The 22007-nt window shown below is 68.7% G+C and carries 20 protein-coding genes; 9 read left to right on the top strand and 11 right to left on the bottom strand.

Translation table 11 applies throughout. The annotated features are described in order from the left end of the window. Positions 1 to 108: 108 nt before the first annotated feature. Positions 109 to 1089, bottom strand: coding sequence for a pyridoxamine 5'-phosphate oxidase family protein (locus AC1DS6_RS02300; RefSeq protein ID WP_477101863.1), 981 nt, complete (start codon positions 1087 to 1089; stop codon positions 109 to 111). Between the two features lie 50 nt (positions 1090 to 1139). Beyond that, positions 1140 to 1808 (bottom strand): glutathione S-transferase family protein, encoded by a 669-nt coding sequence (locus AC1DS6_RS02295; protein ID WP_477101862.1) that lies wholly within the window; start codon positions 1806 to 1808, stop codon positions 1140 to 1142. A gap of 111 nt (positions 1809 to 1919) precedes the next feature. Between AC1DS6_RS02295 and AC1DS6_RS02290 the strand changes: the two genes are divergently transcribed. After that, the gene (locus AC1DS6_RS02290; RefSeq protein ID WP_477101861.1) at positions 1920 to 2810 is read left to right on the top strand and encodes a LysR family transcriptional regulator; all 891 of its coding nucleotides are present in this window, start codon (positions 1920 to 1922) and stop codon (positions 2808 to 2810) included. A gap of 25 nt (positions 2811 to 2835) precedes the next feature. On the opposite strand, the gene AC1DS6_RS02285 is transcribed toward AC1DS6_RS02290, so the two are convergent. The 6 genes from AC1DS6_RS02285 to AC1DS6_RS02260 form a co-directional block, all read right to left on the bottom strand. Then, positions 2836 to 3756, bottom strand: coding sequence for a Bug family tripartite tricarboxylate transporter substrate binding protein (locus AC1DS6_RS02285; RefSeq protein WP_441633321.1), 921 nt, complete (start codon positions 3754 to 3756; stop codon positions 2836 to 2838). Between the two features lie 71 nt (positions 3757 to 3827). Next, entirely contained in the window at positions 3828 to 5165 is a 1338-nt protein-coding gene (locus AC1DS6_RS02280; RefSeq protein WP_477101860.1) for a DUF1254 domain-containing protein, read from the bottom strand. Positions 5166 to 5189: 24 nt separating this feature from the next. Continuing rightward, positions 5190 to 6491, bottom strand: coding sequence for a DUF1254 domain-containing protein (locus tag AC1DS6_RS02275; protein ID WP_477101881.1), 1302 nt, complete (start codon positions 6489 to 6491; stop codon positions 5190 to 5192). A gap of 26 nt (positions 6492 to 6517) precedes the next feature. After that, positions 6518 to 7540 (bottom strand): Bug family tripartite tricarboxylate transporter substrate binding protein, encoded by a 1023-nt coding sequence (locus tag AC1DS6_RS02270; RefSeq protein WP_441633281.1) that lies wholly within the window; start codon positions 7538 to 7540, stop codon positions 6518 to 6520. Positions 7541 to 7641: 101 nt separating this feature from the next. Continuing rightward, a complete protein-coding gene (locus AC1DS6_RS02265; protein WP_441633279.1) occupies positions 7642 to 9798 on the bottom strand; it encodes an acetate--CoA ligase family protein in 2157 nt (718 codons plus the stop codon). 88 nt (positions 9799 to 9886) lie between these two features. Further along, positions 9887 to 10693 carry an IclR family transcriptional regulator gene (locus tag AC1DS6_RS02260; protein WP_477101859.1) on the bottom strand — a complete coding sequence of 269 codons (807 nt, stop codon included), beginning with the start codon at positions 10691 to 10693 and terminating at the stop codon, positions 9887 to 9889. Between the two features lie 157 nt (positions 10694 to 10850). On the opposite strand from AC1DS6_RS02260, the gene AC1DS6_RS02255 reads away from it, so the two are divergent. From AC1DS6_RS02255 to AC1DS6_RS02245, 3 genes are all read left to right on the top strand, one after another. Then, entirely contained in the window at positions 10851 to 11543 is a 693-nt protein-coding gene (locus AC1DS6_RS02255) for a TetR/AcrR family transcriptional regulator (protein ID WP_441633275.1), read from the top strand. Between the two features lie 119 nt (positions 11544 to 11662). Further along, a complete protein-coding gene (locus AC1DS6_RS02250) occupies positions 11663 to 12661 on the top strand; it encodes a Bug family tripartite tricarboxylate transporter substrate binding protein (protein ID WP_477101858.1) in 999 nt (332 codons plus the stop codon). 178 nt (positions 12662 to 12839) lie between these two features. After that, positions 12840 to 13547: a histidine phosphatase family protein gene (locus AC1DS6_RS02245; protein WP_441633271.1), complete on the top strand. Its 708-nt coding sequence runs from the start codon at positions 12840 to 12842 to the stop codon at positions 13545 to 13547. Between the two features lie 1314 nt (positions 13548 to 14861). On the opposite strand, the gene AC1DS6_RS02240 is transcribed toward AC1DS6_RS02245, so the two are convergent. The 3 genes from AC1DS6_RS02240 to AC1DS6_RS02230 all read right to left on the bottom strand — a co-directional run bounded on the left by AC1DS6_RS02240 (position 14862) and on the right by AC1DS6_RS02230 (position 17666). Continuing rightward, complete coding sequence (locus AC1DS6_RS02240) at positions 14862 to 16040, bottom strand: acetyl-CoA C-acetyltransferase (protein ID WP_441633269.1); 1179 nt, start codon at positions 16038 to 16040, stop codon at positions 14862 to 14864. A 174-nt stretch (positions 16041 to 16214) separates the two neighbouring features. Next, positions 16215 to 16676 carry a PaaI family thioesterase gene (locus AC1DS6_RS02235; protein ID WP_477101857.1) on the bottom strand — a complete coding sequence of 154 codons (462 nt, stop codon included), beginning with the start codon at positions 16674 to 16676 and terminating at the stop codon, positions 16215 to 16217. Between the two features lie 15 nt (positions 16677 to 16691). Continuing rightward, positions 16692 to 17666 carry an NAD(P)H-dependent flavin oxidoreductase gene (locus AC1DS6_RS02230; RefSeq protein WP_477101856.1) on the bottom strand — a complete coding sequence of 325 codons (975 nt, stop codon included), beginning with the start codon at positions 17664 to 17666 and terminating at the stop codon, positions 16692 to 16694. Between the two features lie 182 nt (positions 17667 to 17848). Here AC1DS6_RS02230 and AC1DS6_RS02225 point away from each other — a divergent pair, with 182 nt between their 5' ends. The 5 genes from AC1DS6_RS02225 (at position 17849) to AC1DS6_RS02205 (ending at position 21999) form a co-directional block, all read left to right on the top strand. Then, positions 17849 to 18736 carry a crotonase/enoyl-CoA hydratase family protein gene (locus tag AC1DS6_RS02225; RefSeq protein ID WP_441633263.1) on the top strand — a complete coding sequence of 296 codons (888 nt, stop codon included), beginning with the start codon at positions 17849 to 17851 and terminating at the stop codon, positions 18734 to 18736. A 37-nt stretch (positions 18737 to 18773) separates the two neighbouring features. Next, the gene (locus AC1DS6_RS02220) at positions 18774 to 19445 is read left to right on the top strand and encodes a nitroreductase (protein ID WP_441633261.1); all 672 of its coding nucleotides are present in this window, start codon (positions 18774 to 18776) and stop codon (positions 19443 to 19445) included. Positions 19446 to 19587: 142 nt separating this feature from the next. After that, positions 19588 to 20592: a 4-hydroxyproline epimerase gene (locus tag AC1DS6_RS02215; RefSeq protein ID WP_477101855.1), complete on the top strand. Its 1005-nt coding sequence runs from the start codon at positions 19588 to 19590 to the stop codon at positions 20590 to 20592. Then, a complete protein-coding gene (locus AC1DS6_RS02210; RefSeq protein ID WP_477101854.1) occupies positions 20589 to 21758 on the top strand; it encodes an NAD(P)/FAD-dependent oxidoreductase in 1170 nt (389 codons plus the stop codon). Before AC1DS6_RS02215 ends, AC1DS6_RS02210 begins: the two co-directional genes overlap by 4 nt. Beyond that, positions 21736 to 21999 (top strand): (2Fe-2S)-binding protein, encoded by a 264-nt coding sequence (locus AC1DS6_RS02205; RefSeq protein ID WP_477101853.1) that lies wholly within the window; start codon positions 21736 to 21738, stop codon positions 21997 to 21999. The genes AC1DS6_RS02210 and AC1DS6_RS02205 overlap by 23 nt, the downstream gene beginning before the upstream one ends. Positions 22000 to 22007 lie beyond the last annotated feature (8 nt).

Below are 22007 nucleotides of genomic sequence, written 5' to 3'. Positions count from 1 at the left end.
GCAGCAAGGCGGAGTGCGCCCCGGCGCACAGCCTGGCAAGGGGCCAAATGTATGCCGGATACAACAAAAGGAGCCGCTGGCAAGCCCGCCAGGGCCCCGTGCGCCGCCTCAGTGCTCCGCCGCAGCCTCCCAGCTGCCGGTTTGCGCCACCCACGGCGACATAGCCTCGAACTGCCAGCGCAGTGGCAGCACCCCCGAGCGCCTCACCACGCGCTCCACATGCAGGCGCACCAGCCGCTCGGCACCGTCAAAGCGCTCGACCTCCGGGCCTTCCCAGACGATTTCGCTGTGCCCGCTCAGGTGCAGCAGGCCGCCGCGCTCGAAATCCGGTACCAGCAGCCCGGCGCGCGGGTTGGCCACAAGGTTGCCAACGGTATTGAAGTAGTTGTTGCCGTTGAAATCCGGAAAGGTCACGGTCCGGGCGCCGTCGACCCGGACAAAGCCCGGCTTGCCGCCCCGGTGCGACACGTCCGCCCCGCCGCTGTGGCCAGACGCGGCATCGTGATGATGGGTGGCGATAAAGATCGTGTCGGCAGCGCGCAGCGCCTCCACAGCCTTGGTATCCAGGGCGTCGCCGTGCCACACGGCAGCGGTCCCGCTCTCGTCCGCGCCGGCCTCGCGCCAGTGCCGCAGCTGGATGTAGCGCGGGCAATTGCCGAAGCTCTGCTCCACCGCCACCGTCAGGCCGGTCTCGTCCTCCGCCGCAATGCGGCCGTTCATGCGGTTGCGGCGGCGCGTATGCAGCTCGATGCCGAGCAGGCCGATGTCGGCGCCGGCGCCCAGGGCATGCGCCAGCGGATCGTCCGCCAGCGGCCGCGCGGCAATGCGCAGGTGGCCGGGATCCGGCGCCTGCATAAAGCCCGGCGCACCGCTCAGCACGGTGGCCCAGGGCATGCCCGCGGCGTCCACGGCCCCCACCACCACGAACGGCAACTGGGCGAAGAACAGGCGATGCTGCTCGGGCATGGCGGGCCGGACCACTCGCCGTCCGGCCACCTCCATCTTCTCGCGGCTGCCGGCGCGCTGCTGCACGGCCTGCTCCCCGGCATGAAAAGGCGATTCGGCATGCGGCCATCCTTGCAGGTCCATTTCATCCTCCTTTGCGGTGCGGGGCGGGGCGGGGCGGGGCGGGGCGGCGCCTAAGCGACAGCCGCGAGGCCCACCGCCGAAACAGGCATCGGCACGAACCCCGGCAGCGCCTCCATCCTGTGCAGCCAGGCGCTCAGCGCGGGATACGGCGCCAGCGAGACATTGCCCTCCTCGGCACGCGCGATATAACTGTAGGCGGCCACATCGGCCAGCGTGGGCGACGCGCCGGCGAGGAACGGCGCCGCGGCCAGGATCGGCTCCATCACCGCGAACAGCCGCTGCGCGCGTGCAATGGCGTCATCGGCCGCCACCGGGGCACCGAACAAGGTTGCCAGCCGTGCCCGGGCAGGCCCGAAGGCGATCTCGCCCGCCGCCACCGACAGCCAGCGCTGCACCGCAGCCGCGCCCACCGGATCGCGCGGCAGCCAGCGGCCGTCGTCGTAGCGCATGGCCAGGTAGACCAGGATGGCATTGGAGTCGGCCAGCACGGTACCGTTGTCGTCGAGCACCGGAACCTGGCCAAAGGGGTTGAGCTTGAGGAAGGGCTCGCGGCGATGCTCGCCGCCGCGCAGGTCAACCTCCACGAGGCGGTACGGCAGTCCCAGCAGCGACAGCAGCAAGCGCACCCGGTGTGCGTGACCGGACAGAGACATGTGATAGAGCACCAGCGGCTCGGCCGGGGGAGCGATCGTGGTGCTATCTGGGGGGGTGGCGGACATCTCGGTTCCTGGTGGTTGGGGGGATCAAGGTCATTCTGGGCGCCTTCCAGGATGCAATAAATGGGGCAGAATGCAGTTGACTACTCCATAAACCGTAGTAATGTGACACGCATGGACAAACTCCGCGCCATGCAGACTTTCGTCAAGGTGGTCGACGAAGGCAGCCTCACCGCTGCCGCCAGCGCCCTGCACACTTCCCTGCCGGCGGTGGTGCGCACGCTCGCCGCGCTGGAGGCGGAACTGCAGGTCCGGCTGCTCAACCGCACCACGCGCCGCCAGTCGCTCACCGACGAAGGGCGCACCTACCTGGATAGCTGCCGCCGCATCCTCGCCACCATCGACGAAGCCGAGGCCGTGCTGAGCGCGCGCCATGTCGAGCCGAGCGGACAACTGGTACTGACCGCGCCGGTGCTGTTCGGCCAGATGCACGTGGCGCCGGCGGTAACCCGCTTTGTGCAGCGCTACCCCGCGGTGCACTGCCGGATGGAGTTCAGCGATCGCGTGGTCAACCTGCTGGAGGAACAGATCGACGTGGGCGTGCGCATCGGCCCGCTCGCGGACTCGACGCTGGTGGCCCGGCAGGTCGGCCGCATCCGCCGCGTGGTGGTAGCCACCCCGGACTTCCTGCGCGAGCATGGCGTGCCCGCCCACCCCGACGCACTGAGCCATGCCAGTTGCGTGCGCTTCATCGGCAATGCGGCGCACTGGTGGACTTTCCAGCAGGAAGGCCGCCCCTTCTACGTCGCCGTCAGCGGCAATCTCGAATTCAACCAGACGGCGCCCGCGGTGGCGGCCTGCGCCGCCGGCGCGGGCTTCGGGAATTTCCTGTCTTACCAGGTGGCGCCGCTGGTGGCCGAGGGAAAGCTGCGCATCGTACTGGAAGCATTCGAGCAGCCGCCCTGGCCGCTGTCGCTGATCTATCCGAACGCGCGGCTGCTGCCGGCGCGCACGCGCGTTTTCGTGGGCTGGATGAAGGACGAGCTGAGCCCGCAGTTCGGCTGAGGCGACAGCGCGTCCACGCCACGCCTTATTCGAGCTTGATCCCCGCCGACCTGATCAGCGGCCCCCACTTCGCCACCTCGGCATCGATAAACCGCGCGAACGAAGCACTGTCGCCCGCCTCCGGCTGCAACCCCAACCCGAGCAGCTTGCTGCGCATCTGCGCATCGGCCAGCACCGCGTTGGCATCGCGGTTGAGTTGCTGCACCACGGCCGCCGGCGTGCCGGCGGGCGCCATCAGGCCGAACCAGCCGTATCCGACCACGCCGGGAAATCCCTGCTCGCCAAACGTGGGCGCGTCCGGATAGACCGGCGTGCGCTGCTCCGCGGACACCGCGATCACGCGCAGCTTGCCGGCCTTGATAAACGGCAGCGCGGTGGTGATGGCGGTCAGCGTGGCATCGACCCGGCCGGCCAGCAGCTCGGTGTAGGCGGTGGAGTCGCCCCGGTAATGTACGTTGAGGCTCTTGAATTTCGCCTGGGCCGCAAAGAGTTCGGCGGTCAGGTGCGGGCCCGAGCCGACGCCCGGCGAGGCGAAAGTCACGCCGTCCTTCTTCTCGCGCGCCATGCGCACAAAGTCGGCCACCGTGCGCACCGGCGAATCGGCGTTGACGATCAGGAAGACCGGCCCCAGCACGCGCGGCCCCACGGCGACGAAATCCTTGTGGATGTCGTAGTGCTGCGAGAGTCCCGCGGCGGCATTGATGGCAAACGGCGCCGCCACCCACAGCAGCGTGTAGCCGTCCGGCGTGGCGCGGGCGAGCTGCTCGTTGGCCACGCGCGTGCCGGCGCCGGGCTTGTTCTCCACCACGAACTGTTGCTTGTACTTCCGGCTGAGCCCTTCGCCGAGCAAACGCGCCGAGATGTCGTTGGAACCACCGGGGCCGTAGGGCGAAATCAGGCGCACCGGGCGCGACGGATAGTCCTCGGCATGCAGCGGCGTCAGCATGGTGCCGCCCGCCGCGAACACCAAGGCGTTGCACGCCGCCTTGAGCACGCGCCGCCTTTGCGGATCCGGCTTCATGATGGCTCCCCGGCCGAACCCGCGCCAGCCAGCGGACGAATTGGCGGATAGACGAAGGTCTTGTCGAGATGCGCGGGCTGCGGCACGTACAGCCGCAGCGTCACGTAGAACGGGCCCGCGGGCGCCGGCAGCCAGTTGCCCTCGGCTGCGGGATCGGCCGGCGGCGACGCCGACAGGCGCAGCCGCAGGCTGCCGTCGGCGTCGTAGCGCAGGCTCGGCGAGCGGTCGCCCAGCGAGTAGCGTCCGAGCGCGTTGTCCACCAGCATGCAGTCGGTCTTGTCGTACATGGTGAGCGACCAGAACGCGCCTACCTGTGGCAGCGCATCCGCGGCAAAGGCCAGTTCGTAGCCGGCGCGGCCATCCAGCGGTGCGCCCTCGCTGTCGCGATCGGCCATGACGTACATCGCCTCTTCCACGCCAAGCGCGCCAATATAGTTGCGCGCTACCAGCGCGCGCTCGGCAAAGCGCGCGCCGAACGATTCGCGGATTTCCACCGGCAGGGTCCAGCCACCGCCAAGCTCGGAGGGCAGCGGCGCCGCCAGTTCGGCGAGCACCTCCTTGATCGCGGTGCCCAAACGCGCCAGCACGGCGTCGCCAGGCGCGGACCCGCCGCAATCCGCGCCGATGCCGGACTGCGCGAAGCCTGCCACCAGCGCGGCTTCGGCCGCCGGCGGCGGATTCTCGCGCAACGCCTGGTTGACCACTTCAGCGTAGCGACGCGGATCGCCCAGGTGCTCGCCCGGCTGCATGCCGACATCGAAGGGCCGCGCGGCGGGCGCGCCGTCGAGCGTGCTCAGGCGAAACTGGTCCTGCAGCGCGTGCACGGCCGGCAGGTCGGCCTCGCCGTCCACCAGCACGCGGCCGAGCAGCCAGACCGCGTCGGTCGGGCAGGCGATGGCGGTGGCACCCGCCGGCACATCGCCGTGCCAGCGCGGACCATGCAGCAGGAAGCGCCCGCGCCCGTTGCCGGTGGTGCGGGTGCCGATGTAGCCGAAGGGGTTGGTATAGAAGTCGAGCAGTCCGAGCACGTAGTAGCGCCCTGCGCTGTCGGGCACGTCCAGCAGCAGCGGCCCTTGCGACAGGTCGAGCCAGGCGTTGCTGTAAAGCGTGTCGTTGTTGGGCGTGACCACCTGGCGATGCTGCGGGCCGAGCAACTGGCGGGTGTGGATGAAATGATTGATCCAGCGCACCGGGGCATCGGGCTGCGGCGCGGCGAATGCACCCGCGCTGTTGCGGCGCGGACAGGTGGCGGCACGCATGCGCGCCATCTCGTAGAGTGGCAGCGTGTAGCGCACCGCATCATGGGCGGGAGTGGCGGTTCCGGTACGGGTCATGGTGGTTTCCATTGCAGGCTCCTATCAGTCGATGCGGCGCACGGCCGGGATGGTGTACTGGCCGTCCAGGAACGACCGGGCCGGATGGTAGAGCCGCAGGATCAGGTAGAACGGCCCCGCGGGCGCGGGCAGCCAGTTGTCCTCCTGCAGCGGGCGCGCATGCGAGATGGGAAGCACCAGGCTGCCGTCCGCCTCCATGCGCAGGCCCGGCGTGCGATCCCCCACCGCGTAGCGCCCGATCTCGTTGGCGCTGAAATAGCGGTCCTCGCCATACAGCGATACCGACCAGAATGCCTGCGCGGGCGGCAGCATGCCGGGTGCGAAGCGCAGTTCGTAGCGGTGACGGCCATCGAGCGGCTGGCCATCGGCGTCGAAATCGGCCATGGCGTAGATCGCCTCGTCGGCACGCAGGGCGCCGAGCCCCTTCATCGCGGTGCAGGCGCGCTGCAGCCAGTCGTCGCCGTACATGCCGAGCTTCAGGCTGTAGCCCCAGCTCTTGCGGCCCTGGCTGCGCGTATGCGCCTCGATCACCGCCATGGCCTGCGCGTAGGCGCTCTCCAGCCCGGCCACCACGGCCGGGCGCAATGCCGCCAGGTCGGTCTCGTCTTCCAGCCGGATGCCCGCTTTGCGCAGCAGGGTCAGCAGGCCGAGCTCCTCCGCCGCCGGCGGAAACTCGCGCAGCGCATTGAAAAGGTTGTGGAAGAAGTCCAGCGCGGGCCGGCCGCTGTCGCGCCATTGCGCCACGCAGCGCGGGCGCGCGGCGCCCGGCGTGCGGGTGAGCGCGAAGCCCTGCTCGAAAGCACGCGCCGCCGGCAGGTCCTGCGGCCCCTGCACCAGCACGCGGCCGAGCAGCCAGACCAGCGAGCTGGGGCATTGCACCGCGTGCTTGCCGCTGGCCTGCTCGCCCGGGCCGGTCAGCTCGATCTCGCCGCCTTCGGCAGCGACGTTACGCGGGCCCAGGTTCTCGAAGTTGTTGGTGTGGACGTCGAGCAGCTCGATCACGTAGTAGCGCCCCGCGTCGGGCAGCGGCGGAATGCGCAGCGTCACCGGGCCCTCGGCCAGGTTGATCCACCCGCAGAAGTACAGCAGGTCGTTGGCCGGGGTGACGATGTCGCGGTCCTCGTGCGTCCACTGGCGCTCGCTGGCCGACAGGGCATTCATCGGCGCGCGGCCGTAGCCCGTGGCCGCGTCGACCGAGGTCTGCAGGCGGCAGGTACGCAGCGTTTCGATCAGCGCGTAGCCATAGATCGCGAGCGGAAAGGCCGCGCCGGCGACGAGGGCCTGCTGCGGGCTGGCGTGGGTTGCCGGGGCGAGGGGCGGATTCATGTTCATGCGTTTGGCTCCTGACGATGTTATTCGAGCGCGGCACCGCTCGTCTTGACGAGGGCGGCCCAGGCGCGGATGTCTTGCTGCATTTGCGCGGCAAAGGCGGCGCGCGGCTGCTGGGTGAAGCGCATGCCCAGCGTTGCGGCCTGCGCCTGCATGGCGGGCTCGGCCATGATGGCGTCGACGGCGTGCTCCAGCCGGTCGACGATGGCCGCCGGCGTGCGGGCCGGCGCGAACAGCGCGAACCAGCTATCGATGCGGAACGGCACGCCGGACTCGGCGAAGGTCGGCACGTCGGGCAGCGCCACCGAGCGCTCCGATCCGGTGACCGCCAGCGCCCTGACCTTGCCGCTGCGGATCAGCGGCAAGGTGCCGGCCAGGTCGGACATGGCCACCGGCAGCGTGCCGCCCATCACGTCGGTCAGCATCGGGCTGACACCCTTGTACGGGATATGGCGCAGATGGATGCCGCTGCTCACGTTCAGGCTCTCGCCGGCCAGGTGGCCGCCAGAGCCGGGTCCCCAGGAGCCATAGGCCAGGTCCGCGCCGGGACGCCTGGCCTGCGCGATCAGCGCCGGCAGGTCCTTGCCCGTGAAGGCCGGGCCCGCCACCAGCACATTGCCGCCGTAGGCGAGGCGCCCCACCGGCACGAAATCGCGCACGGGATCGTAGGGCAGCCGGGGGAAGATCGCCGGCGCGATCGCATGCGTGGCGGAGATGCCCAGCAATAGCGTGTAGCCGTCCGGTGCGGCGCGCGCGACCTGCGCGGAGCCGATGGTGCCCGTGGCGCCCGCCACGTTCTCCACCAGCACGGTGCCGCCCAGCGCGGTCGAAAGCCTGGCGGCCACCAGCCGCCCGATCACGTCGGTGCCGCCGCCTGGCGGGAAAGGCACGACGAGGCGGATCGGCCGGTCGGGGAATTTGCCGGATTCCGCTGGCGCCGCATGCGCCGGTGCGGCGGTGAACGCGATCAGCATGGCGCAGGCGCCGATGGTGCGGGGAATGCTGGACGCCGGCGCGCATGCGGCCCTTGCTGCTTGCAAATGCATGATGGTTGTCTCCTGTTTTTGTCCGAGCCCATCCGCGCGCCCGGTCTGTGCCGGTCTGTGGTTGCGCGGTGGCGGTACGTTGCCTTGCTACGCCATCTCGCTCACGCCGGTGCGCCAGCCGGCAGCAAGGTGATCACGGCATCCGCCGCGACCGGCCCTTCGGCGCCGACGATGAAAGGATTGATTTCCAGCGTATCGAGCCGGGGCCCGAGCGCGGCGGCCAACTGCGATACCCGCACCAGCAAGCCGGCAGCCTGCGCCAGCGGCAGCACAGGGTTGCCGCGATGGCCCGCGAACAGCACCGCCGCGCGGCTTTGCTCCAGCATGGCAAGCGCGCGCTCCGGCGACAGCGGTGCGAGGCCGAAGGCCATCTGCCGGAAAATCTCCACGGCGGTGCCGCCGATGCCGGCCAGCACCACCAGCCCGAACACCGGATCGCGCCGCACGCCCACCATCAGCTCGCCCCAGCCGCGCACCATGCGCGCCACCAGCACGCCCTCGAAGGGCAAGGTGGCATCGGCCCGGGCCAGTGCCGCCTGCATCTGCGCAAAGGCCTGGCGCACGGCGCCGGCGTCCGTCAGGTTGAGGGCCACGCCGCCCACGTCGCTCTTGTGCAGCACCTGCGCCGAGCACAGCTTCACAACGACCGGGTAGCCGACGCGCTGCGCCAGGGCCACGGCCTCGTCGGCATTGCGGGCCAGGCCGTGCGGCGCCACCGGCACGCCGGCGTCCGCCAGCAGGCGCATGGATTCGAACTCGGACAGTGCGCTGGCGTCTTCCGGCACATCGCGCAACAGCGGAGCCATTGACACAACACGCTCGGTGGCCGACGGGCTTGCGGCCGCCGCCTCCAACGCCGCCGCGCGGGCCAGCGCGGCCACGGCCTCGATGGCGTGGGCCGGCTCGCGAAACACCAGGCAGCCGTGCGCTTCCAGCCAGGCGCGCTTGTCGTCGTCGACCACGCCGGACAGCAGCAGCGGCGCGGCGCGCTGGTCCTCGTGCAGCACGCCGATGGTGCGCTGGAGTTCTTCCCACAGGCGCGGTGCGTTGGCGCCGCCGGCCAGGAAAGCCACCACGCAGCCGTACTCGCCGCAGGTAGCCACGCCGGCCATCGCATCGAGCAGCACGGCGGGCTGGGCTACCACCTGGCCCGTGACATCGATCGGATTGGCGGTGCTGGCAAAGGGAATGCTCTTGCGCAGCGCCTGCGCGGCCGCCTCCGGCATGGGTGGCATCGGCATGCCGAGTTCCTCGGCGCGATCGGCCATCATGATGCCGACCCCGCCAGACACCGTGAGGATGGCCACCGGCGTCACGGCGTCCGCGACCAGGCCGCCCGGGCTGCTCCAGCGCGCCGGCCGCCGCCCGCGCGACAAGGTGTAGCCGAGCCGGAAGAAATCTTCCAGCGTATGGGCGCGGTGCACGCCGTATTCGTCGAACACGGCCTGGTAGACCGCATCCTCGCCGGCCAGGCTGGCCGTGTGCGATTGCGCCGAGCGCGCGCCGGCCTCGGTGGTGCCCACCTTGGTGATCACCACCGGCTTGCCGGCGGCGCGGGCGGCGGCCAGCGCCTGGCGCAGACGGTGGCCGTCGCGGCAGCCTTCCATATAGGCCAGGATCACGCGCGTGTCGTCGTCCTGCGCCATCCATTCGATCACGTCGGCCACTTGCAGCCCGGCCTCGTTGCCGGTGGTCACCCAGTGGCTCAGCCCCAGCCCGGCCTCGCGCGCCAGCGCGAAGGCATAGGCGCCGAACGCGCCGCTCTGGCTGACCAGGCCCACATCCCCCACCGGCGGCGCGCCGGTCAGCGGGATCGGCGAGAAGGTGGCGAACAGGCGCGCGCGCAGGTTCATCGCGCCCAGGCAATTGGGGCCCAGCAGTGCCACGCGGTGCCGGCGCGCGCTGTCGGCCAGCGCGAGCTGCATGGCCTGGCCTTCCTCGCCCACTTCGGCAAAGCCCGAGGTAAAGAAGATCGCGGCGCGCGTACCGTTCTGCGCCAGTTGCGCCATCACAGACTCCGTCGCCACGGCCGGCACGGCCACGATGGCAAGGTCGACGGGCTCGCCGATGGCCGCCATCGACGGGTACGCGGGCAAGCCCTGGATCTCGCCGGCGCTGGGGTGCACGGGATAGATGCGCCCGGCATAGCCAAGCTCGCGCAGCAGGCGGATGGGCATGCCGCCCACTTTGTCGGGCTGCGTGGACGCGCCGATGACCGCGACCGAACGCGGTTTCAGCAGGGAATCTAGATCGGGCATGGCTTAGTCTCCGGGTTGCCTTGAAGGCTTGATTCAGGATGGACGCCTGTACCGGCGCTGCCTGTGTGTCGTCTGGCGCGCGGCGCGGCTATTGCCGCAGCCCGGTCACCGATTCGATCGAACGCGTCATCTCCATCAGCATCGGCGCGATTTTTTTCTCCAGCATGCCGCGCCGCAATTGCGACGCCGCAACGGCGCAGTTGAACAGCAGCGGGCGGTTCAGGTAGACGATGCGCGAATACACGCCAACGCCATGCACGCCGCTGCCCGCGTCGCCTAAGTTGATGGCGAAGCCGCGCTTGGGGTAATGGGCTACGTTGTGGCAAACAGTGTCGTAGCAGGCCGCGTATTCCTCGGGACGCTCGCGCTGCGTGGCTTGCATCAGGGTTTCGAATTCCGCCTTGGACAAGGTGCTCAGGAAGGCGCGGCCCATGCCGGTGCTCAGCACCGAGCGCACCGCGCCCACGCCAGGGCGTGCGGGCGTGCCCTCGTTATGCGTGCAGGTCAGCAGGTAGGTCACGTCGAGCCGGTGCGCCACGCCCATCGACACCGCGCCCTCGATGCGGTCCGCCAGCGCCTGCATCAGCGGTCGCGCCACATGGCGCACCTGCAGGCCGGCCAGGTAGGGGTAGCCCAGCGCCAGCACCTGGGCGCCGACGAAGTACTTGTCCAGTTTGGGGTCCCAGTCCAGGTAGCCCAGTTCGAACAAGGTGCGGCAGATGCGCGACACCGTGGCGCGGGGCAGTTGCAGGCGTTCGGATAGTTCGCCGTTGCCCAGCGGCCGCGGCTCGTCGATGAAGCAGCGCAGCAGGGCAAACCCCTTGGCCAGCAGCCCGCCGAAAGAGGGGTCGTCTTTCCTGCGCTCGGCAATGAATTGTTCGACCGGCGTGTTCATCTTGTCTCCTTGCACTGCAGTGTGGGTGCGGTTTTTTTCTGTGTCAAAGATCGGAATTGATTTCCATATATTGGAAATATAGTCCTGCTCTTGACGAAACGCAGTGGTAACCATATGGTTCACAAAACCGAATCCGAATTCTCATACGGAATTTGCCATGCCTATCTCGTCCTCTGCAGCGTCCCCCGCCAAGCCCTCCAAGGGGACATCCGCGTTCCCCACCGTAGCCACCCCTTCGATCCTGCAGCCGCCGCGCCAGCGGCGTGCCCGCGAGACGGAACAAGCACTGCTCGATGCGGGCCGCGAGTTGCTGGCACAGCGGGATTTCACGGCGGTTTCCGTGGCGCAGATCGCCTCCGCCTGCGAAGTCTCCGTGGGCGCCTTCTACGGCCGCTTCCGCGACAAGCAAGCGTTCTTCGAGTCGCTGCGTACGCTGGTGATGCGGGAAACCGGAGAATCCGTGTCGCGTTACCTGCGCGTGGAGCGCTGGGAGGAAGTGTCCACCGACGTCATGCTCGAAAAAATCATGCGTTACGTGGTGCTGGGCTGCCACGCCAATCGCGGTGTGATCAAGGCTTCGCTCAAGCATGCCTCGATCCGTCCGGAGGAATGGCTGCCGCACCGGGAAAGCGGCCAGGCGGTGGTGGAGCGCATGGTGGCCCTGCTGGTGCCGCGCCTGCCGATGCCGCCCGAGCAGGCCGAACTGCGTGTGCGCTTTGCCATGCAGGCCGTGTTCAGCATCGTGGTCAATGCCATCCTCAACGATGCCGGCCCGCTGCCGCTCGACGACGAGCGCCTCCCTGGCGAAATGACCCGGCTCGTGGCCGGCTACCTGGCAATGCCCGGCTGACGCCACAACGCTCAGCTGGCATGCCGCCCCGCCCATGACTCCCGCCTGAAAGACTTCCACGGCGCGCGCACTCGCTCGGAGCGCGCGCCGGATCCAATAAAAACCCGAGGAGACAAACCATGACATTACGCAGCCCGTTCTGCGGGAAAGCTGCTGCCCTGCTCGCGTGCGCGTGCGCGGCACTGCTGCCGCTGGCCGCGCAAGCCCAGGCCGGCTACCCCAACAAACCCCTGCACCTGATCGTGCCCTACCCCGCCGGCGGCCTGACCGACACGCTCTCGCGCACGCTGGCGGAAGGCCTGGGCAAGCGGCTGGGTCAGACCGTGGTGGTAGAGAACAAAGGCGGCGCCGGCGGCATCATCGGCACCGACTATGTAGCCAAGTCCGCACCCGATGGCTACACGCTGCTGCTGACGATCCCCGGCCCCATCACCGCCAACCTGGCCCTTTACAAGAAGCTGCCCTACGATCCGCGCACCGACCTGCGGCAGGTATCCGACGTGGCGACGGCGCGCACGGTGCTGGCCGTCAACGGCGCGCTGCCGGTGAAGACGGTGGCCGAGCTGATCGCCTATGCCAGGAAGGAACCCGGCAAGCTGCGCATGGGCTCGTGGGGACCCGGCACCCAGCCGCACACCATCCAGGCCTACCTGGACAAGACCTACGGCATCGATATCCTGCACGTGCCCTATCGCGGCGAGGGTCCCATGGTGACGGACCTGCTGGCGGGCCAGGTCAATGTGACGGTCGGCTCGGTGACGTCGCTGAAGCAGCACTTCGCCAGCGGCAAGCTGCGCCCGCTGGCCGTCACCGGCAGCCGGCGCGCCAAGGCGCTGCCTGACGTGCCGACCTTTGCCGAGGCCGGCTACCCCGACGAGCCGTACAAGCTGGTCGGCCCCATCACGCTGCTGGCGCCCTCGCGCACGCCGAACGATATCGTCGAGCGCCTGGGCCGCGAGGTAAGCGCGCTGGTGAAATCGCCGGAGATCAGCCAGCGTATCGAGGACATGGGCGCCGAGCCGATCGGCAACCTGCCCGCCGAGGCCGTGAGCGCCTACAAGGCCTACCTGCCGGGGGTGCTCAAGCTGACCGCCGATACCGGGGTGACGCTGGATTAACGCCGGCCGGCGGCGGGATAATGCAGCGCGGAAATGGCCGCTATGAATCCGCCGGTGCTTCCCTTGGCCGCCATGCCCCGCGCCCATACAATGCCTGCTCCTCGCGCGGCGCCACCGCGCCGCGTGCCGATTCCCGCATTACCGCTTCCGGCGGTGCCTTCCGGCGCCGACATCACGCATGGCAACGCTCTTCCTGGTACGGCACGGTCAGGCCTCATTCGGCGCCGCCAACTACGACTGCCTCTCCGACACCGGACGGCAGCAAGCCCGCTGGCTGGGCGAGTATTTCCGCGAGCGCGGTATCTCGTTCAAGCGAGTGGTGGCCGGTTCGCTGGTGCGCCAGCAGGACACGGCGATGGAGATCCTGGCCGGCATGGGGGCTGGCGATGTGCCGGTCCAGACGGACCGGGGCGCGGTCACCACGGGCATCGAAACCCACCCCGGACTTAACGAATACGATGGCGAAGCGCTGTATCGCAGCCATACCGGTGGGGCGGATCATCGGACCCATCAGAATACGGATTACAACGACTACTGGCGGACGTTTCGCGCGGCGTATCAGGCGTGGACGATGGATCAGCTGGCGGGCATGCCGGAGTCGTGGGCTGAGTTTGGGCGGCGGATTCGCGATGGTTTGTTGCATGCGACGGACGGGGCTTCGCGAGAGGATGCGGTGTTGGTTGTTAGTTCTGGCGGGGCTATCGGGCGGGCTACCGCGGATTTGCTGGGTGCGCCGGCGCAGACTGCGATTGAGTTGAATCTGCAGTTTCGGAATACGGCTTTTTGCGAGATTATTTCTGGGCGTGGGATGCTGCGGTTGCTGAGTTTTAATGGTTTGCCGCATTTGGATCGGGTTGATCGGCGGGATGCCATTACGTTTGCTTGAGGGGTGGGTGGGGTGGTTTGCTGTTGGGGGTGGTGTTTTTTGAGCGGCGTTGGTTGTTGCACCCAACAGCGTACGACATCCCCCTGCGGGGGACGCCGGTCACTCTTCTTTGCCTCGGCAAAGAAGACTAACGAGAAGAAAGCACGACCCTGCCGGGGGCAGAGCAATCAGGCTTATGTGGGGCCGGTGGTTGCGTCGTACGGCCCTGAGTGTTGGCTAGTGTGTTCTACCGGCTTGAAGGGCAGCGCAATGGCCTGACCCATGGTTTTCGTGGTGAGGCCCCTGACCTCGTATGCGGTGCCCATTCCCGCATCTGCCGTTCGCGAGGCCAAAGGTCGCGATCCTGCCAGCCTTGCCGGTTTCGTGGTTTTGTCTCGGAGGGCGCGCGCGGTGATAGGCGAGCGCGGCCCTCGCGGACCTGGCCGTGGTGCATACCACGAATGATCAGGCGGCGATGTGGGCCTTCGCTGTTTCTTTTTGCGGCGTTGGTTGTTGCACCCAACAGCGTACGACATCCCCCTGCGGGGGACGCCGGTCACTCTTCTTTGCCTCGGCAAAGAAGACTAACGAGAAGAAAGCCGACCCTGCCGGGGGCAGAGCAATCAGGCTTATGTGGGCCGGTGGTTGCGTCGTACGGCCCTGAGTGTTGGCTAGCGTGTTCTACCGGCTTGAAGGGCATCGCAATGGCCTGACCCATGGGTTTCATGGTGGGGCCCCTGACCTCGTGCGCGGTGCCCACTCCCCCATCTGCCGTTCGCGAGGCCAAAGGTCGCGATCCTGCCAGCCCCGCTGGTTTCGTGGTTTTGTCTCTGGCGGCGAGCGCCCGGCCATTTGAGGCCCTGCCGTACCGGCGCTGACAGCTCCTTGCTATCAACTCCCTTGGTATCGTGGTGGGCATCGTGGCCCGGTTCGCGAGGGGGTGCTGCCATCAGGCGCTTGCCCTGTGAGACAAAACCACGAAACCAGCCACACCCGAAACGGCGCAGCCCCTCGCACCGCGAACGGCAGATGGGGGAATGGGCACCGCATACGAGGTCGGGGGCCCCACCACGAAACCCATGGGTCAGGCCATTGCGATACCCTGCAAGCCGGTACGGCAGATGCCAGCAGAACCGCTGGCCATACGACGAAACCAGCACCCTGCGCACCCGCGATTGCTCTGCCCCCGGCAGGGTCGGCTTTCTTCTCGTTAGTCTTCTTTGCCGAAGCAAAGAAGAGTGACCGGCGTCCCCCGCAGGGGGATGTCGTACGCTCTTGGGTGCAACAACCAACGCCGCAAAAAGAAACAGCGAAGGCAACCCAACAGCCAACAACCTACAGCCGCTCAACAATAGTCACATTAGCCATCCCACCACCCTCACACATCGTCTGCAACCCATACCGCTTACCCTGCGCATGCAGCGCATGCACAAGCGTAGTCATCAGCTTCGCCCCCGACCCCCCAAGCGGATGCCCCAACGCAATCGCCCCGCCATTCACATTCATCCGCGCCGGATCCGCACCCGTGGTCCGCAGCCACGCCAGCGGCACCGGCGCAAACGCCTCATTGATCTCGAACAGATCGATATCACCGATCTTCATGCCGGCCTTCTCCAGCGCCCGCAACGTAGCCGGCAACGGCGCTTCCAGCATGATCACAGGATCATGGCCCAGCACCGACATATGGTGAATGCGTGCCAGCGGCTTGACGCCCAGCTTCTTCAGCCCCGCTTCGCTGACCACCATCAGCCCGGCCGCGCCATCGCAGATCTGGCTGGCGCTGGCGGCGGTAACGGTGCCGCCTTCCTCGATCAGCTTGACGCTGGAGATGGACTCCAGGCTCGCTTCAAAGCGGATGCCTTCATCCACCGTGTGCAACTCGCCATTGCTGCTGCCATCAGCGGCGCGCACCGCCACCGGCACGATTTCGTCCTTGAAGCGCCCCGCCTGCGTAGCGGCGATGGCACGGCGATGGCTTTCCAGCGCGTAGCGGTCGAGATCGTCGCGCGTGAGGCCGTACTTGCGCGACATCATCTCGGCGCCGGTGAACTGGCTGAACTTCACGCCGGGATAGCGCTCCTGCATGGCCGGGCTCATCGAACTGCCAAAGCCGTTCTTGAACGGCAGCGTGGACGGCAGGCCCATCGGCACGCGCGTCATGCTTTCCACGCCGGCGGCGATGACGATGTCCATGGTGCCCGACATCACCGCCTGCGCGGCGAAGTGCAGGGCTTGTTGCGACGAGCCGCACTGGCGGTCGACCGAGGTGCCGGGCACGCTTTCCGGCAGGCGCGAGGCCAGCACGGCATTGCGCGCCACATTGCCAGCCTGTTCGCCGGCCTGCCCCACGCAGCCCATGATCACGTCGTCGATCAGCGCCGGGTCCGCGCCGCTGCGTTCCACCAGCGCATTCAGTACCTGCGCGGCGAGATCCGCCGGATGCCAGCCCGCCAGCTTGCCGCCCTTGCGCCCGCCCGCGGTCCGCGCGGCCGCTACGATGTATGCCTCTGCCATGTGTTCTCCTCTTATCGTTGCAGGCGGTTCCGCCCGTGGTGGCCGCGCGCCGGGAATGGCACGGCAAGCCTCGCTAACCTGTTGCGGATTCTGGCGCAGCAGCCGGGCGCCCGGCGTCGTCGGAAGCGACGATTGCGCGGTGCCGGCGATCGCGCCAGCGCCGGTTGCCGCTCTTCAGGTGCGGAGCGCCAGCACCGAGAAAATGGCCGTGGCGCGCAGCAGGCAGCGCTCGCCGGCCATCACGCGGCAATGGCCGAAGCGCAGCCGCGAACCCATCTTGTCGAACTCGACATGCGCCTCGATCCACTCGCCGAGGCGGGCGACATCGAAATAGTCCAGGCTGAGATTGACGGTCACGGCGGGCGGCATGCGCTCGCCCTCCATCAGCATCATCATGCCGATGGCGGTATCGGCCAGCGTGGCCAGCATGCCGCCATGCGGGATGCCGAGCGGGTTGAGGTGATGCTTGCCGATGCGCACGCCCACCGCGCGCTGCCCGCTGTCCACGTAGAGCTGGCCGAGATGGGCAAGAAAGCCGCCACTGGGACGCATGGCCTTGAAGCCCGGCGGGACCGCGTCGGCAGCGTCGGCGGCATCGGCACCAGCGGCGCCGGAAGATTGGTTGGATTCAGCCATGCCTGTCCCGCCGCCTCACGCCGCGAAATAGCGCGACGCCACGCCGAGCTGCTCGCGGCATTCGGCCACCATGCGCTCGATCAGCTCGGCACAGGTCGGGATATCGTCGATCAGGCCCACGCACTGGCCGGCGCTGATGATGCCGCCATCGGTCTCGCCGGCGGCGAGCGCGGCCTTGCCGCGCACGCCCGCCACCAGGTGCTTGACGTCCTCGAACTGGGCGCCGCCGGGCTGGCGTTCGATGGTGACGACTTCATCGGAGACCGCGTTCTTGAGCACGCGCGCCGTGTTGTGCAGCGTGCGGAAGATCAGGTTGGTGTCGCGCTCGCTCGCGTCCACCAGCGCCTGCTTGACGTTGTGGTGGATCGGCGCCTCGCGGGTGGCGCAGAAGCGCGTGCCCATGTTGACGCCTTCGGCGCCCAGCACCAGTGCCGCGGCCATGCCCCGCCCGTCGGCGATGCCGCCGGAAGCGATCACCGGAATGCCCAGCCGGCGCGCCGCCAGCGGGATCAGCACCATGCCCGGCACGTCGTCCTCGCCGGGATGGCCCGCGCACTCGAAACCGTCGATCGACACCGCGTCCACACCCAGGCGCTCGGCCGACAGCGCATGGCGGATCGCCACGCATTTGTGGATCACCTTGATGCCGGCGGCCTTGGCGCGCGCGATATGCTCCCTGGGATTGTTGCCGGCGGTTTCCAGCACCTTGATGCCGCTTTCGATGATCACGTCGAGGTAGCGCGCGTACGGCGGCGGGTTGATCGAGGGCAGCAGCGTCAGGTTGACGCCGAAGGGCTGGTCGGTCAGCTCGCGGGTGCGGCAGATCTCGGCGGCCAGGGCCTCGGGCGTGGGCTGGGTCAGCGCGGTCACCACGCCGAGCCCGCCGGCGTTGGATACCGCGGCGGCCATCTCGGCATAGCCTACCCACTGCATGCCGCCCTGGATGATCGGGTAACGGGTGCCCAGCAATTCGGTAATGCGCGTCTTCATGAGGTTCCTTCTCGCTTCTTGTCTTTCAGGTTCTTTGCCTTGCTGCCATGCCTGCGCCGCCAGGCCTCCTGGCGCCAGTCTACGGCGGGGCGGCGGCGGCTACCTCGTCGGATTCGACGATTGCAGGCGCACGATTCTGCACTACCTTAACTACCAACCCTTTCGAGCAGCCAAGGCCAGCCATGAGCAATTCCAGTTCCACGACTCCTCCCAGCTTCGAAACCCTGCAATACGCCGTCGACCGGGGTGTCGCCACCATCACCCTGCACCGCCCGGACAAGCTCAATGCCTTCACCGCGCAGATGATGCAGGAGCTGATCGATGCCTTCGACGCCACCGACGCCGACGACAACGTCCGCGCGGTGATCGTTACCGGCTCCGGGCGCGCCTTCTGCGCCGGCGCCGACCTGTCCTCGGGCGGCTCCACCTTCGACTACGAAAAGCGCTACGGCGCCAGCAAGGAAGCGGCGCACCGCGACGGCGGCGGGCGCGTGGCGCTGCGTATCTTCCGCAGCCTCAAGCCGGTGATCGCCGCGGTCAACGGGCCCGCGGTGGGCATCGGCGTGACCATGCAACTGCCGATGGATATCCGCCTGGCCTCCACCGACGCCAAGTTCGGCTTTGTGTTCGCGCGCCGCGGCATCACGCCGGAGGCGGCATCGTCGTGGTTCCTGTCGCGCGTGGTCGGCATCTCGACGGCGCTTGAGTGGTGCTATACCGGCCGCGTGTTCTCGGCGCAGGAAGCGCTGGAGCGCGGGCTGGTGCGCTCGCTGCACGCGCCCGAAGACCTGCTGCCGGCCGCGCAGGCGCTGGCCCGCGAGATCGCGGACAATGCCGCGCCGGTATCCGTCGCCATCTCGCGCCAGCTGATCTGGCGCATGGCGGGCGCCAGCCACCCGATGGAAGCGCACCGCCTGGACAGCCGCGCGATCCAGTCGCGCGGCCAGTCGGCGGACGTCAAGGAGGGCGTCAGCGCCTTCCTGGAGAAACGCCCGGCCAGCTTTCCGGAGCGCGTGTCGCAGGACATGCCGGACTTCTTCGACTGGGGCAGCGAACCGCCCTTTATCTGATGCCGTCGATCCACCGCCGAGCCCCAAGGAAAACAGCGTGAAAGTCAGCATGGCAGTCCAGACCCGCAAATCGGTACGCGGCTTCCTTCCCGCGCCGGTACCGCCGGAGATCATCCGCGACGTGCTGGAGCAGGCCGCGCGCGCGCCGTCGGGCGGCAACCTGCAACCCTGGCACCTGCACGTGGTGGGCGGCGAGCCGCTGGAGCGGCTCAAGGCCACCATGCGCGAGCGCATCGCCGGCATGCCCGGCGGCGAAGGGAGCGAGTACGACATCTACCCGCGCGAGCTGGTCTCGCCCTATCGCGAGCGCCGCTTCCAGGTGGGCGAGGACCTCTATCGCTGCCTGGGCATCCCGCGCGAGAACAAGCGGGCGCGCATGGCCCAGTTTGCCAATAATTTCACGTTCTTCGGCGCGCCGCTGGCCTTGTTCTGCACCGTGGACCGCCGCATGGGCCCGCCGCAATGGTCGGACCTGGGCATGTACCTGCAAACGGTGATGCTGCTGCTACGCGAGCATGGGCTGGACAGCTGCGCGCAGGAATGCTGGGCGATCTACCCGGAAACCATCTCGGGTTTTCTCGCCATTCCGCCCGAACGCATGCTGTTTACCGGCATGGCGATTGGCTATGAAGACACGGAAGCACCGGTCAACCAGCTGCGCGCCACGCGCGCGCCGCTCGCCGAGTTCACCGAGTTCATCGGTATCTGAGGCCCCTGCGGCAAGCAGTGGGCAGCGGCTTGCCACTATGCCGATTTCGTCATCGCCGCTGGGGAAAGGCGACAAGCCGGCAGGGGGCGGCCATGCCACGCTGTAGGGGTCATCCACACTTGGCCCCCTGGGCATTCCCGCCATGCATCCCAGCGCCCCGCCTTCCACCGCAAGCTCCACGGTGTCTTCACCGCCCGCTCCCCGCCAGATCAGGGTGATCGACTCCCACACCGGCGGCGAACCCACCCGGCTGGTCATCGACGGTTTCCCCGATCCGGGCAGCGGCGGCATGGCCGCGCGGCTGGAGCGGCTCGCGCGCGAGCACGACCGCTGGCGCGCCGCCACCGTGCTGGAGCCGCGCGGCAGCGACGTGATGGTCGGCGCGCTGCTGTGCCCGCCGGTTTCCGCCGGTGCCTGCGCGGGCGTGATCTTCTTCAACAACAGCGGCTACCTGGGCATGTGCGGCCACGGCACCATCGGGCTGGTGGCCTCGCTGGCGCATCTCGGGCGCATCGCGCCGGGCCGGCACAGCATCGATACGCCGGTGGGCACGGTGGAGGCCACGCTGCATGAGGACGGCACGGTCGGTGTGCGCAACGTGCCCGCCTGGCGCTACCGGCATGCGGTGGCCGTCGACGTGCCGGGCCACGGCCGTGTCTCCGGCGACATCGCCTGGGGCGGCAACTGGTTCTTCCTGATCGAAGCCCATGGCCAGCGCATCGAGCGCAACAACCTGGAGGCGCTAACCGCATTCGCATGGGCCGTGCGGCAGGCGCTCGAACAGGCGGGCATCGCGGCACCGGACGGCGCGCCGGTCGACCATATCGAACTGTTCTGCACGCCCGACGATGCCGATGAAGCCGACAGCCGCAATTTCGTGCTGTGCCCAGGCAAGGCGTACGACCGCTCTCCCTGCGGCACCGGCACCAGCGCCAAGCTCGCCTGCCTGGCAGCGGACGGCAAGCTCGCGCCCGGCGCGCCCTGGCGCCAGGCCAGCGTGACCGGCAGCCGCTTCGTGGCGCACTATGCGCCCGCCGATGAACCCGGCCGCATCATCCCGACCATCCACGGCCGCGCGCATGTGTATGCCGAGACCACGCTGCTGATCGCGCACGACGATCCCTTCGCCTGGGGCATCGGCGCATGAGGCCCGCGCAGGCTTGCGGCGATGTCATCGTGATCGGCGCCGGGATCGTCGGCGCGGCCTGCGCCTTCGAACTGGCCGGGCGCGGGCTGGATGTCTGCGTGCTGGACAGCCGCGCAGGCGGCGCCACCCACGCCGGCATGGGCCATCTGGTGATGATGGACGGCACCGCCGCCGAGCGTGACCTGTGCGCCTGCTCGCTCAGGCTCTGGCGGGAGCTCGCCCGCGACATGCCGGCCAGCTGCGCCTATCGCCAGTGCGGCACGCTGTGGGTGGCCAGCGACGCCGCGGAAATGGATCTGGCCCGCCAGCGGCAAGACGCGCTGCTGGCGCAGGGCATCCCTTGCGCCACGCTGGATGCCGGCGAACTGGCGCGTCAGGAGCCCATGCTGCGCTCGGGCTTGGCGGGCGCGCTCAAGGTCGCGGGCGATGCCATCGTCTACGCCCCGGCCGTGGCGTCATGGCTGCTCGCGCAGAGGGCATCGCGGATAAACGTTCTGCACGCCACGGTGAGCGCGGTGGAGGCAAACCATGTCTCCCTGGAAGACGGCAGGCGGCTGACCGCCACCGCGGTCGTCGTCGCCAACGGCATCCAGGCCACGCAACTGCTGCCCGCGCTGCCGATCCGCGCCAGGAAGGGACATCTCGTCATTACCGACCGCTACCCGGCCTGCGTGAACCATCAACTGGTCGAACTCGGCTATGCCGCGAGCGCGCACCACAGCGACGGGACCTCGGTTGCCTTCAATGTGCAGCCGCGCCCCACGGGCCAGTTGCTGATCGGCTCGTCGCGCCAGTTCGACAGCCTCGACACGGCCGTGGATAACCAGGTCATGGCCCACATGCTCCAGCGCGCCGCCGCCTACCTGCCCGCCCTCGCCGGCATGAACGCGATCCGCTGCTGGACCGGCTTTCGCGCCGCCACGCCCGACGGGCTGCCCATCGTCGGCGCCCACCCCGGTCAGCCGGGCCTGTGGCTGGCGGTGGGCCACGAGGGGCTGGGCGTGACCACCGCGCCCGGCAGCGCGCGCCTGCTGGCGGCGCTGCTGCTAGGCCAGCGGGTCCCGATAGATCCGGCGCCTTTTTCCTTCAGCCGCTTCGCCGCAGCCACGGAGACCGCTCCTGGCCCTGGCACGGAGAATACGCATGAAACGCAACCGGGCCGCTAACCCGACCGTGAACGTCCTCCTGGATGGCAGCGCGCTGCGGGTGCCGGCGGGCATCTCCGTGGCGGCGGCCATGGCCTATAGCGACCGTCCGTTCACCCGCCGCTCCTGTGGCGGCGAGCAGCGCGCGCCGTTTTGCGGCATGGGCGTTTGCCAGGAATGCCGCATGACCATCGACGGCCGGCGCCGGCTGGCGTGCCAGGCCACGTGCCGGGATGGCATGGTGCTGGAGCGCACGCCATGAGCGCGCGG

Source organism: Cupriavidus sp. 05L310 (genome assembly GCF_056398185.1).
Note: the sequence above shows the minus strand (reverse complement) of the source record. Positions and strands in the feature narration are given on the sequence as shown.

Coding starts and splice junctions, on each gene's coding strand:
- AC1DS6_RS02290 (WP_477101861.1), top strand. CDS start 1,920: ATGGACAAACTCCGCGCCATGCAGACTTTCGTCAAGGTGGTCGACGAA.
- AC1DS6_RS02225 (WP_441633263.1), top strand. CDS start 17,849: ATGAGCAATTCCAGTTCCACGACTCCTCCCAGCTTCGAAACCCTGCAA.
- AC1DS6_RS02205 (WP_477101853.1), top strand. CDS start 21,736: ATGAAACGCAACCGGGCCGCTAACCCGACCGTGAACGTCCTCCTGGAT.
- AC1DS6_RS02260 (WP_477101859.1), bottom strand. CDS start 10,693: ATGAACACGCCGGTCGAACAATTCATTGCCGAGCGCAGGAAAGACGAC.
- AC1DS6_RS02275 (WP_477101881.1), bottom strand. CDS start 6,491: ATGAATCCGCCCCTCGCCCCGGCAACCCACGCCAGCCCGCAGCAGGCC.
- AC1DS6_RS02300 (WP_477101863.1), bottom strand. CDS start 1,089: ATGGACCTGCAAGGATGGCCGCATGCCGAATCGCCTTTTCATGCCGGG.
- AC1DS6_RS02285 (WP_441633321.1), bottom strand. CDS start 3,756: ATGCTGACGCCGCTGCATGCCGAGGACTATCCGTCGCGCCCGGTGCGC.
- AC1DS6_RS02265 (WP_441633279.1), bottom strand. CDS start 9,798: ATGCCCGATCTAGATTCCCTGCTGAAACCGCGTTCGGTCGCGGTCATC.
- AC1DS6_RS02215 (WP_477101855.1), top strand. CDS start 19,588: ATGCATCCCAGCGCCCCGCCTTCCACCGCAAGCTCCACGGTGTCTTCA.
- AC1DS6_RS02280 (WP_477101860.1), bottom strand. CDS start 5,165: ATGACCCGTACCGGAACCGCCACTCCCGCCCATGATGCGGTGCGCTAC.
- AC1DS6_RS02210 (WP_477101854.1), top strand. CDS start 20,589: ATGAGGCCCGCGCAGGCTTGCGGCGATGTCATCGTGATCGGCGCCGGG.
- AC1DS6_RS02230 (WP_477101856.1), bottom strand. CDS start 17,666: ATGAAGACGCGCATTACCGAATTGCTGGGCACCCGTTACCCGATCATC.
- AC1DS6_RS02255 (WP_441633275.1), top strand. CDS start 10,851: ATGCCTATCTCGTCCTCTGCAGCGTCCCCCGCCAAGCCCTCCAAGGGG.
- AC1DS6_RS02250 (WP_477101858.1), top strand. CDS start 11,663: ATGACATTACGCAGCCCGTTCTGCGGGAAAGCTGCTGCCCTGCTCGCG.
- AC1DS6_RS02235 (WP_477101857.1), bottom strand. CDS start 16,676: ATGGCTGAATCCAACCAATCTTCCGGCGCCGCTGGTGCCGATGCCGCC.
- AC1DS6_RS02295 (WP_477101862.1), bottom strand. CDS start 1,808: ATGTCCGCCACCCCCCCAGATAGCACCACGATCGCTCCCCCGGCCGAG.
- AC1DS6_RS02240 (WP_441633269.1), bottom strand. CDS start 16,040: ATGGCAGAGGCATACATCGTAGCGGCCGCGCGGACCGCGGGCGGGCGC.
- AC1DS6_RS02245 (WP_441633271.1), top strand. CDS start 12,840: ATGGCAACGCTCTTCCTGGTACGGCACGGTCAGGCCTCATTCGGCGCC.
- AC1DS6_RS02270 (WP_441633281.1), bottom strand. CDS start 7,540: ATGCATTTGCAAGCAGCAAGGGCCGCATGCGCGCCGGCGTCCAGCATT.